The organism is Pseudomonas sp. GW460-LB5 (assembly GCF_059423245.1).
The window spans coordinates 1-12,523 of record NZ_JBWKXT010000103.1 but is presented as its reverse complement, the minus strand read 5'-3'; the positions used below and the strand labels follow the sequence as shown (position 1 = coordinate 12,523).

Below are 12,523 nucleotides of genomic sequence, written 5' to 3'. Positions count from 1 at the left end.
ATAACATTAATATCTGTTTGTTGCCGCTGACCGAAAACTGACCCAGTAGAGGCTGTTCTGCCGACTGAAAACTGACCCAGGTGTTCAACTGCTTCTGCTCAATTTTTGAGCAGGAGAACACAGGGTGATCAGTATGGAAATGATGGGCAAAATCCGCCGGATGTATTTCCGCGACAAGCTGTCGCTGCATGAGATAGCCAAGCGCACCGGGTTGGCGCGCAACACGATTCGCAAGTGGGTCAGAGCACCTGAGGCCAAGCCGCCGGTCTACCAACGCCGCGCGATCTTCAACAAACTCAGCCCTTTTCACGCCACGCTGGAGCAGGCGCTAAAAGCCGATTCGCTGCGGCCCAAGCAACAGCGGCGCAGTGCCAAGGCGCTGTTGGCGCAAATCAAAGCCGAAGGTTATGACGGTGGCTACAGCCAGCTCACCGCGTTTATCCGTGCCTGGCGAGGGGGACAGGGCAAGGCGTCGCAGGCCTTTGTGCCGCTGACCTTTGCTCTTGGCGAGGCGTTTCAGTTTGACTGGAGCGAGGAAGGCTTGCTGGTCGGCGGCATTTACCGGCGTATGCAGGTGGCACATCTGAAGCTGTGTGCCAGCCGTGCGTTCTGGCTTGTGGCGTATCCGAGCCAGGGCCATGAGATGTTATTTGACGCCCATACACGCTCGTTCGGCTCCTTGGGCGGCGTGCCGCGCCGGGGCATCTACGACAACATGAAGACCGCCGTCGACAGGGTCAATAAGGGCAAAGGCCGGGCGGTGAATGCGCGCTTTGCGGTGATGTGCGCGCATTACCTGTTCGATCCGGACTTCTGCAACGTCGCCGCTGGTTGGGAAAAGGGCATCGTTGAAAAGAACGTGCAAGACAGCCGCAGGCGTATCTGGCTAGACGCCCAGGACTGCCAGTTTCACTCCTTCGAGGAACTCAATGCCTGGCTGGGCCAGCGCTGCCGCGCGCTTTGGAACGAGCTGACGCACCCTCAATACAGCGGGCTGAGTGTGGCCGAAGTGCTGGAGTTGGAGCGCGCTGAACTGATGCCTGTGCCAGCGCCATTCGACGGTTACGTCGAGCGGCCTGCGCGGGTCTCCAGCACCTGCCTGGTCAGCGTCGGGCGCAACCGCTACTCGGTGCCGTGTGAGTACGCGGGTAAGTGGGTCAGCAGCCGTTTGTATCCGACCCGCATCGAGGTGGTGGCCGATGATGCGCTGATAGCCAGCCATGCGCGCTTGCTGGATCGCGACCAGGTCAGCTACGACTGGCAGCACTACATCCCGCTGATTGAGCGCAAGCCCGGCGCGCTGCGCAACGGAGCGCCCTTTGCTGATCTGCCGGTGCCGCTGCGTCAGCTTAAGCACGGCCTGGGGCGTCATGCCGGCGGTGACCGGATCATGGCGCAAGTCCTGGCTGCCGTACCGGTCGCCGGACTCGATGCCGTGCTGGTAGCCGTTGAGCTGGTACTGGAGAGCGGCAGCCTGAGCGCCGAACACATCCTCAATGTCGTGGCACGGCTGACAGCATCCGAACCACCACCCAGCGTCGAAACCCACTTGTCGCTCAAGGAAGCCCCCGTCGCTAACACGGCGCGCTACGACCGCCTGCGTGGCCAGGCCGAGGAGGTCGGTCATGCGTGATTTGATGGCGGAACTCAAGGAGCTGCGCCTGCACGGCATGGCCACGGCCTGGGCGGAGTTAACTGCACAGGGTGAGTCGAACACAGCCTCGTCCAAGTGGCTGCTCGAACACCTGCTGGAACAAGAGCACACAGATCGCGCCATGCGCTCGGTTAGCCACCAGATGAACATGGCCAAGCTGCCGATGCACCGCGATCTGGCCGGCTTCGACTTCAGCGCCTCCAGCGCCGACGCTCGCTTGATCAGCGAGCTGGCCAACCTGAGCTTTACCGACACCGCGCAGAACGTGGTGCTGATCGGTGGGCCAGGCACCGGTAAAACCCACCTAGCCACCGCGCTGGCCGTGTCCGGCATCACCCGGCACGGTAAGCGCGTGCGCTTCTACTCCACGGTCGATCTGGTCAATCTGCTGGAGCGCGAAAAACACGACGGCAAAGCCGGGCGGATCGCCCAGGCACTGCTGCGCATGGATCTGGTCATCCTCGACGAACTGGGTTATCTGCCGTTCAGCCAGGCTGGCGGTGCGTTGCTGTTTCACCTGCTGTCCAAGCTGTACGAACACACCAGCGTGGTGATCACCACCAACCTGAGCTTCGCCGAATGGTCGAGCGTGTTCGGCGACGCCAAGATGACCACCGCCCTGCTGGATCGGCTGACCCACCACTGCCACATCGTCGAAACCGGTAACGAGTCCTATCGCCTGCAACACAGTAGCTTGGCGGCCCAGGCCAAGATCAAATCACGGGAGCGAAAGCGTAAGGGCAGCCAGGAACCGGAGGACGATGAGCCGTTCTGATTTCATGGCGACGACGGCCTGCTACATGGCTGCGTGTGGCAGGTCTTAAACAACTGAACTGGGCTAGCGAAGGAGTGGGGGCAACAGCAGCTGCGCTGGTAGACTTATCCACAGTTGCTGGTAACAAAATCAGCAATCCGCCCTGGGTCAAATTTCAATCGGCAGGGTGGGTCAATTTTCCATCAGCGCCAACAATCTGTTTTTATTTTTGATTGGAATACCAATTGGAATGCCTTGAAGAAGCGCGGTTCACCGCTGCTCAAGAACCTTGATCAAGGTTGACTGACTTCCTCAGGGCGTGAAGCAGCGATCGAATATCCAAATATTAAGGGGTGATTCAGCTATCTCTGGAATCCGTCCAGTAGCGCTTGCTGCTGCTTTTTACTCTGCCCCAAAGCAGTGATTTCCAAGGCTGAGGTTTGCAAGCTACCAGCGAAGCTCTCTGTTAGATGGCGGATGCTCGCTACGCTGCCGTTAACCTCAGGTGTGACCGTACTTTGCTCCTCGGTAGCGCTTGCGATCTGGGCGTTCATATTCGAGATACAAATCACCCCGTCGCCAACCAGTCTTAGGGCATTCACCAGCTCCTCGAACAGTTCCCCAAGCTGCTCGGAGAGCTTTCGCGACAGCATCATAGTCCGCGCAGCGGTAGCAGTACCGCCGCAGTCCTCCGGCGCTGTTCGACCAGGCCAAGGGCAACTACCTGCAAACCCCCGTGATGCCCCCACAAATAATGCTATTTCTGGCTATTTAACGCAGGCAGGGCTCGGCAGAATACTGCCTGATGTTTAAAGGCTCAAGCGCATAGATAAGTCTATGGCTTTTATATTTTTAGTTATCGCGCCCATTGATATGTAGTCGACCCCAGTATCTGCGATAGCTACCAATGTACTTTCATTGATTCCGCCGCTGGCCTCAAGCCGGGCCTGTCCGTTGTTGAGTCGAACGCCTTCACGCATGTCATCCAGACTCAGTTCGTCGAACATGATTAAATCCGCTCCACCTCTCAGTGCTTCTTGCAGTTCGCCCAGGTTTTCGACTTCGATCTCTACCGGTCTACCTGGTGCAATGCGTTGTGCAGTATTGATAGCTTCGAGAATACCACCGCAAGCTGCAATATGATTTTCTTTGATGAGGAAGGCGTCGTAGAGACCAATGCGATGATTATGGCAACCACCGCAAGTGACGGCGTATTTTTGTGCGAGCCGAAGGCCAGGGATAGTCTTTCGAGTGTCGAGCAACTTTACGTGAGTATGCGAAACTTTATCAGCTAGCCGCCGGCATTGTGTCGCGACGCCCGATAAAAACTGTAAGTAGTTCAGCGCGGTTCGCTCACCGGTCAATAAAGAGCGGGCAGGGCCCTCTAAATGTAATACGGTTTGATTGGGTTCCGCGCGATCTCCATCCTTAACGTTCCACTTCAGGATGACAAGCGGATCCAGTTGGCGAAAGACGGCCTCCACCCACGACACACCACTGATGATGCAAGGTTCTCTAGTAATGATTTTTGCACTGGCCAAGCGAGCGGACGGTACAAGTTTCGCGGAGATGTCACCACTTCCGACATCCTCCAATAACGCCCTGTGTACGTTTTCATCGATCTCGGAACCCAAGCCCGTCAGTTCTATATTTTGCATTCCAGCCCACCTGAATCAATAAATAACGAAATATCAGCTCGCCATGCCCAAGCGCAGAATCCAGACGAGCATTGCACCTGAGCATGGCTATCAATCAAAAGTTATAGACATATCCAATGATGAGTCGGTTCTCATCGGCCCCATCTGTATAAGTGGAGCGATTGATTGCATTCCTCCATCGGAATGAAACATTTTTAAACGCACCACTTTGGACTACGTAAGTGATATCAGAACTTCTTTCCCATTCCTCACCGTCGGAACCTTCCGCCCTGAGCGCCTTTGCCTTCACTGTTTTAATATTCGCGGGATCGACGTTTTCTCCTTTCGCATAACGCAGATTCCATGTCAGGCCACGCAAGCCGAGGGTGGCAAAGTCATACGAATATCCGGCATACCAGACGTCTTCATTTGCAAGAGCGAAGTTGCTCACCAGCATTTCACCAAACAGATAGGTGTCCGTACCGTTTACATACGGGTATGCAGTCGCGCCGGATGCCGCTTGATAACCCACACTCAAGGTGTGTCCCATGGCCGAATAGCCCGCATTGCTACTGATCGTCCGATTATCCACTTTTCCCAGTAGTTTTTTGCCACTTTCTTGACCTTCAAAGTATCTGACTTCAGCAAACACGCGACCTATGGACAAGGGCTTGTTGAACTTTAAGCCGACGTAATCCCGCCGAAACAAGTTCTCCAGATCGCTGTACTGATACGCCACATTGAGGGAAGGAAGAAGTTGATAGTCAAATCCCGCATATGTGTAGTGGTCACTGGTGATGGCAGAAGAGTAGCCGCCTTGTTGAGAACTGGCAGACAGATCTTCAGAGTCGGTTGAGTCACGCTGCTTGACGGAGTCGACTTGACCAAGAGTCGCAGTCAACGACGTGATATCCTTTGATGATAGTTGCACGCCGTTAAACACTTGTGGCAAAAGTCGTGTATTGTTTGAGGCCAGTAAGGGAAGAACTGGATTCAAACCGCCAACTCTTAACTCACTCTGAGCGATTCTGGCCTTCGCCGTCAGTTCAAGCTTCGAGTAATCATCATAGGCACGCCGATCGCTACCGCGAGATAGAAGTCCTGTGCCCGATCGGTCGGGGCTGGAGTCAAGTTTGAGCCCCAACATGCCAAGCGCGTCCAATCCAAAACCAACAGGTCCGTCGGTAAAACCGGACTGGAGATTAACGATGAAGCCCTGAGCCCACTCCTCTCGCTTGGAATCAGTGGCCGTCGAGTCTCTGAAGTCGCGATTGAAGTAGAAATTTTTTAGTTCAAGATTGCCTTTGCTATCTTTCAAGATGTCCGCCGCCGCAAAAGATGGGGCGAAGGGTAATGTGATAAGCAGAGCAGGCATCAGCGTCTTACATGTTTGTTTATTCATTGTCACCCTTCCTTATTTTTATTATTCACAGGTGTTCGCCAGGCCTATTGACCTTTGGCAGCTAGCCAGCCCTCTTGGGAATTCCGCATGCACGTATGTTTTTACCTGGCCTTATATATACGTGCGTTTTCGAGCATGGCGATCGCCAACATACGCAGCGTGCAAAAAAGTTGTGGCCGCCATCTAACCGCACGATAGGAGCAGCCACAAAATTTATTACCATGCTAAGTACACGAAATGCCCTATAACGTTTGTTCGAGGGGTAAACCTTCGCCAGGACTTTCGTTAAATCTTGAAACTCTCCAACGAAGCTGGATGGAACAGCTCTTCAGGCTGAAGCAAGCGTGACGACAGGCCTTCGGCGTGGTGGCGTTCCAGGAAGCGACTGAGTACGTGGCGGTTAGCTTCGAAACCATAGGACCAGAAGTCTTCACCGAGCAACTGGCGCGCCGCTCTTAACTGATCCTCGATAAACGGTAACGTTACCTTGGTGGCGGAGGTGTCGCTCAATTTGTGCAGCGCTACGGACTTGGACTTCTCGAATGCTTTGGCAACGGCCCCGGGTAACCAAGGGTGCTGCTCGGCCAACGTGCGCCGGATCCCCAGCACGTGCATGATCGGGAATAGCTGAGTGCGGCGATACCAGTCCGAGGCCGCTCCCTGAGGATCACGATAGAGATAGCTGACCTTAGGATGGCCCTGGGTGAAACAGGAAGGTGCACGTGGACCGATCACGGCATCCAGCTCACCAGAGGCGAGCATGCCAGAAAGCGTTTCAGTCTCCGGTGCGTTCTCGACGATTACATCCGCCGGCAGCTTCAGAACAATTTTCTCCAGACGCCCGGTCTCTTCATACCCGCCACGGACCCAGGTGACGTCAGACGCTTTCAAACCATGGTCTTCTTCCAGGAACAGTCGAACCCATACGTTCGCTGTCAACTGGTACTCCGGCACACCGATACGTTTGCCCTTGAGGTCTGCCGCGGACTCGATTCCGCGATCATTGCGGATATAGATCGAGGTGTGTCGAAACGCGCGGGACGGGAAGACGGGGACAGCAATATAGGGACTGGTGCCAGCCGCGGTTTTAACGCTGTAGCTGCTCAACGATAACTCGCAGATGTCGTAGTCAGCATGGCGAAATGCGCGAAAGAAGATCTCTTCGGGATCTTGCAGCATAAAGATCGGGTCGACCCCATCGATCTGTACTTCGCCGTCCACCAATGGTCGGATACGATCGTAGTTGCCCACAGCAATAGATAAGTTCAACTTGTTCATGATGGGTTCTCGCAGGATTGAGTATCTTCAACATTCACACCCAGTGTGATGTCGCGTTGTTCTTCGCTGGATCGCAACATGGCGAGACAGATCTCCAACGTGTCACGAGCCCACTCGCCGTCATGCAACGGAGTGACCCCGTAGAACTGCGCTAGATACAGTTCGTCTATGACTTCGGAACGCGGCACCGTTGGCCGCTCAAGCATCATTCGATCACGACTATGCGGCCGGTAAATCATGACGGCATCCGCCATTGGCCTAAGGTCGCCACCTTCGCACGACACAATAATCGGGCCGAAATGCTGGAAGGCCGTCGCGTCGTCGGTAGGGGAGGGGCTGACGTAGCGTGTGCCGCCATAAGTGCCCTCAGCCTTGAGCCGCGCCTCCTCATCCGCCGTTTGCACCTGCTGCAATAACCGACGTGCGCCGCCGTAAGCTTCGGGGTTTTTGGGCTTGCCCATTTCTCCAACCCAGTCCATCCACTCGTCGGAGTCGAAGTGTCCGTAGCCGTTGTAGGTAATGGAGGCGAATGCCCCATTCTCGAACCATAAAGTGGCTGTGTAGGCGCCTTCAGTAGGCCGGGCGGGGTCCCAGTTACCCACTGCCGCGCGGACACGGGTCGCGCGACTGCCAGCCAGCAAACGGACCACGTCTACTTGGTGGGCGGCCTGGCTGAATACTGCTCCGCCGCCTTCAGCGGTCGAGAGTTCTTCCGGGCGGCGAGGACGCTGCAGGTAGTCGGTGTAGTTCAACGCTTGAATCATCTTGACCGCGCCGAACTCGCCACTACCAATCAGCTCCCGGGTACGCAGGTACGGGGTATCGAAGCTGTGGCAATGCCCAACGATCAACTTCACACCCGCCTCGGCGCAATCGGCGATCATCCGGTCGCACTCGTCCAACGACAACGCCATGGGTTTTTCGACCAGCACGTGCTTGCGGTTAGCCGCAGCTATACGGGTGTGTTCGGCGTGAAACTGATGTGGGCTGGCGATGTATAAGGCGTCGACATTGCTGTCGGCTGCCAGGTCTTCGATGGTCTCGTATGCAGGCGCATCGAAATCCCGTTCGAATTGCCTGCGAGCTTGTTCACGAGGGTCACAGGCGCCCACCAACTGGACGCGGCGATCGGCCAGGAAGGTAGGCAGCATGAGGGTGAATGCCCGGCCCAGACCGACCACCCCCAGACGTAGCCGAGCCGTGGATTCAGCATGGCTGGCCATCACGTATGAACCTCGTAATCAGGCTCTGCGACTATGTTGGCATCATCCAGGGCCCATACGTAACGAGCTTGATAATCACGCCAGTCGATATCCTTGGACACGATCGCCTGGAACGAGCAGATTCTGGAAGGGATCGCTTTCTCACCTGTGCCAATAGCGGATTCACCCGCCTGAAAGGCTGCCAAGGCATCCAGCATGACCCGGCGGAACTCCACCACCGCCAAGTCACTGGCGCCCAAGCGCTCATCGGAGCGATCGGCGATGGGCCCCATGGTCACCCACATGGCGATATCCTGATTGGGGAAACCCTTGATGCCCGTAAAGTTGCCGTTTTTCATGGCTTCACGGTCCTGGAAAAAACGGTTCCCGTCGTTGCGTAGCGGTCGGTAACTGTCGTCCAGATCGATGCCGACTTGCTGGCCGAGAAACTTTCGCCAGGTCTCTGTTTCCGGAGTGTTATCGGGATTTCCCCAGGCCATGAAATAGAAGGCAGTGTGGGTGTCGTCGATGGGTACGTTGATATTCGCGACGTTGTACAAATTATTCGGTGGGATCAGTGCGGTGGCCGGGGCTACGAACACCGTAGAGCGTACATACTCGCTGGTGGCGGCATTCTGGATAGGACGGCGCAGAGCGGCATAGCGGAAGCCATAGCTGGTACGCTCGACTTGCATGCGCGGCGCTTTGTCCGTGGACGGTCTTAGCCAGTTTTTCGAGGTTGCTTCTGCCCCCCCGACCCGGGCTGGAACGAAGTCGGATGAGTGCAGGCTTGAGCTGTGTGCCGAGTCGATGGCGCCTTCCAGGATCTGCGCCCAGTTGCAGGGAATGATTGCCTTGGCGATGCTCACTCGAACATGCTCATGGGGTGCCCAGGCCGGCGGCACAAATTCGGGAATTGCGTCCTGTGGCCCCATGTAGGCCCAGACGAAACCGCCCCACTCGCGGGTTTTGTAGGCCGTGTGCTTGACCTTCTGACACATGTTGCTGGCGGCAGGCTCGGAAACCATTTCCACCACATTACCGTCCACGTCCATCTTCCAGCCGTGATACAGGCAGCGTAATCCCGAGTTTTCATTGCGGCCGTAGATCAGTGACACGCGGCGATGCGGGCAATACTCGTCCATAACTCCCACGCGACCATCGGTGTCGCGAAACACGACCAGGTCCTCGCCGAACAGACGGGCCCTGACAGGCGTGCCGTCGGGCTCGCTGACTTCTTCGAGCAAACACACTGGCGTCCAGTGACGGCGCATCATCTGGCCCATCGGTGCGTCGCCTTCGACGCGGCAGAGCAACAGGTTCTCTTCTGGGGTCAACATGTAATATCTCCAGCGTTCAACTAATCGTTTGTAAAAAAGGTCTCGCCTAGAGGTCGAGTACCAGCACGTCATTTCTGGCTCGGGAAACGCAAATCATGATCTGATCGTGCTGTTCGTCCTCACGCAGCACCATGTCGCGATGCTCGACGTCACCTTCGATCAGACGGGTACGGCAAGAGCCGCAGGTGCCGCTCTCACAAGAACTTGGCGCCCGGATACCGTTGTCACGCAGAACCTCCAGAATCGAGCGGTCGACGGGAATTTCGAGGTCGATTCCGCTCCGGCCAAGGGTCACCGAAAAAGGCCGGTTTTCGGCGAAGCGACTCTGGTCGACGCCGAAGCTTTCAAAATGTATGGAGCCGGGTGGCCAGTGCCCCGTCATGTCCAGCACGCTGTCCATCAATGGCCGGGGGCCACAGCAGTACACATGTGTACCGCTGCTCGGTTTGTCGAAAACAGGCCAGAAATCGTAAGCGTCTGCCCGATTGCCGAAGTCGTGGTGAATGACTACCGTGTTGGCAAATTCGGCCCCCAGCAGCTCATCCCTGAAGGCGGTGAGTTCCGGATTACGGGTGCAGTAGTAAAGTTTGAAGGGGAGGTCGGTGCTGGCCTTCAGGTGACGCATCATCGACAGGATCGGGGTAATACCGATGCCTCCGGCGACGAAGATGAACTGTCGGGCATTCTCGATCAGTTCGAACTCATTTTGCGGAGTTGCCACCGGTAGCAAGTCGCCTGCCTCGATATCATCGGCCATGCTCACCGAACCGCCTCGTCCGTTGGCGTCACGCTTGACAGCAATGACATAACGCTCACGCTCTTGCGGGTCGTTGCTCAATGAGTAATTGCGGATACTTCCGTTGGGCACCCTTACCCTGAGGTGCGCTCCGGCCGTAAAGGCGGGCAGAAGCATCCCCTGCGGGTGGGCCAATTCGAAGCGGAAAATGCCTTGGGCAATTTCGGTTTTGGCGATCACCTTGAGGCCAGTGAACCCATCATCGAGCTGTTCGGAACTACTCATCGCTGTTTCCTCATTACATCCGGTCGCGGGCTGAACACGCCCGCGCACCGAGAGTTGCATAGATATCTAACATTTTTTGGGCGTGATTCGGCCAATCAGACTGCTCGATCCTATTCGTCGGTAAGTGGCTTTTCGCTCAAGGCGTTAGCTGGCACCGCAATCAGAACCGCCATACCACCCGCCAGGACCAGGGCCCCGATTATCGTCAGTCCGATTGCGAGGCTGCCGGTGACTGTGTTGATCCAGCCCAGTCCGATGGGCGCACAGAACGCTCCGATCTGACCAAGAGAACTGATCGCCGAAATCCCCCCTGCGGCGGACTCATCATTAAGATAAGCAGGAGGAATCGACCAGATGATCGCTGCGGCACCGAAGTACGACACTGCAATCATTGCCAGGCAAGTAATTGAAATAATGGCCGAGTCCACAACGTGAGGCAGCAGGCAGGCGCCCAAGGCACCGAAGGCGATACTGAAAAAGAAGTGCTTGCGACGCTCCAGACGAATGTCGGAGCTGCGCGCAATGAGAATCATGGCGATCGCCCCCACGATGTATGGCACGGTGGAAAGCAATCCGACATGCAATACATCCTGGATGCCGGTGTTGCGGATGATGGTAGGCGTCCAGTAATTGAGGATCGTGCCACAGAGCGGCACGGTGGCCCAACCAGCAGCAAGGACGTATACGCGCGGATCCTTGAGCGCAGCCAGCACAGCATGACGCTTATCGGTAACGGGCTTCTTGCCTGCGCGGTCAGCGGCCAGCGCGTCGAGAATAATGGATTTTTCCTCGTCGTCGAGCCACTTGGCCTGCTCGGGTTTGTCCACCAGATAGAAATAGGCCATCACACCCATTACGGCAGCGGGAAGACCTTCCAGGATGAACATCCACTGCCAGTTTTTCATTCCCATGACGTCGACGAAATGCGTGAGTATCCAACCGGACAGGGGACCGCCGATGATTCCCGCCGCGGCGATGGCCAACAAGAAGCGCGAGGTGATGCGAGCACGCCTGGCACCTGGATACCAATAGGTCAGATAAAGAATGATTCCAGGCCAGAAGCCAGCTTCGGCAGCGCCCAACAGGGCGCGGGCAATGTAGAACTCAGTGGGCGTTGTCATGAACGCCATGGACGCTGAGATCAAGCCCCACAGCACCATGATCCGGGTGATCGTCAACCGGGCACCAATCTTTTGCAGGTAAAGCGTACTGGGTATTTCCAATGCGATGTAGCCGATGAAAAACAAGCTTACGCCGAGTCCGTAGGCAGCATCGCTCATGCCTAAATCGTGCTTCAGGTAAACCTGCGCGAAGCTGATGTTCACGCGATCCAGATAATTGAGAACCCAGGCCACGAAGATGAAGGTCATCAAACGTAGTGTGACTTTTCTATAGACCTTCTCGATGCGCTCATGGCTGCGCTGGAGAAGATGGGGCACGGCATCTGTAGCTGCTGTTGTTGTCATTGTGCACGCCTCGGACTTTGTGTAGCACGACCAAAGCCATGGGGGGGCTTGGTGTGCTTTTTTATTAGGTCTCTAAGAGAATATGGCGAATTTTCTTCTCTCGCAATCAAAAAAAGAACGATCTCTAAGTATTTTTTGATCTAGCGCATGTGTTGAGGCAACGCGTTATGCTTAGTATCGCTTACGCAGGTGATGAGATCGGACCTTGATATGACTGCACGAAAGCCTTTAGGCCACAAACAACCTGAAACCCAGGAAATACTCAGGCATTGGCACGATGTTGTACCTGATGACCGTCTGGCCCACCTGGTCAAGGATGCAACTCGCGCGCTGGTCAGAGCACTGCAGATGCGGTTGACCGAACACGACGTATCCTTTGGTCATTGGGCGTTCTTGCGGATCCTCTGGGAGACAGACGGATTGACCCAAAAACAACTCAGCACTCAGGCTGGACTGATGGAACCTACGACTTTCGCTGCGGTGAAGGCGATGGAAAAACTGGGCTACGTCGTCCGGCAGCAGATGCCGGATAACAAGAAAAATGTTCACGTCTTCCTCACCGATGAAGGACGGCGACTGAAGGATGTGTTGATTCCTCTGGCGCTGGAAGTCAACGAGGTGAGTGTGGCCGGGCTCGAGGAGCAAGACGTCGAAACAGCACGACACGTTCTATTGACGGTGATAGAGAATCTCGCAAACGCAGAAGCGAATTCCATCAATCCTTCCCATCGGGTGCCGTCAACGCGGGAGGTTGGGCGCATGATCAACG

General features: G+C 55.9%; 11 protein-coding genes. 3 read left to right on the top strand and 8 right to left on the bottom strand.

Annotated features, from left to right (window positions below):
• Positions 1-133: 133 nt before the first annotated feature.
• Together istA and istB are read left to right on the top strand one after the other, a co-directional pair.
• A complete protein-coding gene (istA, locus tag AC07XM_RS30425; RefSeq protein ID WP_102053904.1) occupies positions 134-1,633 on the top strand; it encodes an IS21 family transposase in 1,500 nt (499 codons plus the stop codon).
• Entirely contained in the window at positions 1,626-2,429 is an 804-nt protein-coding gene (gene istB, locus AC07XM_RS30420; RefSeq protein ID WP_029309271.1) for an IS21-like element ISPst3 family helper ATPase IstB, read from the top strand. The genes istA and istB overlap by 8 nt, the downstream gene beginning before the upstream one ends.
• A gap of 341 nt (positions 2,430-2,770) precedes the next feature.
• Here the strand turns inward: istB and AC07XM_RS30415 are convergent, their stop codons facing one another.
• The 8 genes from AC07XM_RS30415 to AC07XM_RS30380 form a co-directional block, all read right to left on the bottom strand.
• A complete protein-coding gene (locus tag AC07XM_RS30415) occupies positions 2,771-3,064 on the bottom strand; it encodes a methyl-accepting chemotaxis protein (protein WP_060765964.1) in 294 nt (97 codons plus the stop codon).
• Positions 3,065-3,217: 153 nt separating this feature from the next.
• Complete coding sequence (gene nadC, locus AC07XM_RS30410) at positions 3,218-4,066, bottom strand: carboxylating nicotinate-nucleotide diphosphorylase (RefSeq protein WP_060765963.1); 849 nt, start codon at positions 4,064-4,066, stop codon at positions 3,218-3,220.
• A gap of 94 nt (positions 4,067-4,160) precedes the next feature.
• Positions 4,161-5,447 carry an OprD family porin gene (locus tag AC07XM_RS30405; protein WP_102642970.1) on the bottom strand — a complete coding sequence of 429 codons (1,287 nt, stop codon included), beginning with the start codon at positions 5,445-5,447 and terminating at the stop codon, positions 4,161-4,163.
• 285 nt (positions 5,448-5,732) lie between these two features.
• A complete protein-coding gene (locus AC07XM_RS30400) occupies positions 5,733-6,725 on the bottom strand; it encodes an ABC transporter substrate-binding protein (protein ID WP_060765961.1) in 993 nt (330 codons plus the stop codon).
• Positions 6,722-7,948, bottom strand: coding sequence for a Gfo/Idh/MocA family protein (locus AC07XM_RS30395; RefSeq protein WP_060765960.1), 1,227 nt, complete (start codon positions 7,946-7,948; stop codon positions 6,722-6,724). Before AC07XM_RS30395 ends, AC07XM_RS30400 begins: the two co-directional genes overlap by 4 nt.
• Positions 7,948-9,267 carry a Rieske 2Fe-2S domain-containing protein gene (locus AC07XM_RS30390; protein WP_060765959.1) on the bottom strand — a complete coding sequence of 440 codons (1,320 nt, stop codon included), beginning with the start codon at positions 9,265-9,267 and terminating at the stop codon, positions 7,948-7,950. Before AC07XM_RS30390 ends, AC07XM_RS30395 begins: the two co-directional genes overlap by 1 nt.
• Positions 9,268-9,313: 46 nt before the next feature.
• Entirely contained in the window at positions 9,314-10,288 is a 975-nt protein-coding gene (locus AC07XM_RS30385) for a PDR/VanB family oxidoreductase (RefSeq protein ID WP_060765958.1), read from the bottom strand.
• A gap of 110 nt (positions 10,289-10,398) precedes the next feature.
• The gene (locus AC07XM_RS30380; protein ID WP_060765957.1) at positions 10,399-11,754 is read right to left on the bottom strand and encodes an MFS transporter; all 1,356 of its coding nucleotides are present in this window, start codon (positions 11,752-11,754) and stop codon (positions 10,399-10,401) included.
• Positions 11,755-11,964: 210 nt separating this feature from the next.
• Here AC07XM_RS30380 and AC07XM_RS30375 point away from each other — a divergent pair.
• Positions 11,965-12,523 (top strand): MarR family winged helix-turn-helix transcriptional regulator (locus AC07XM_RS30375; RefSeq protein ID WP_495046073.1); only part of this gene is annotated, 559 nt, incomplete at its 3' end.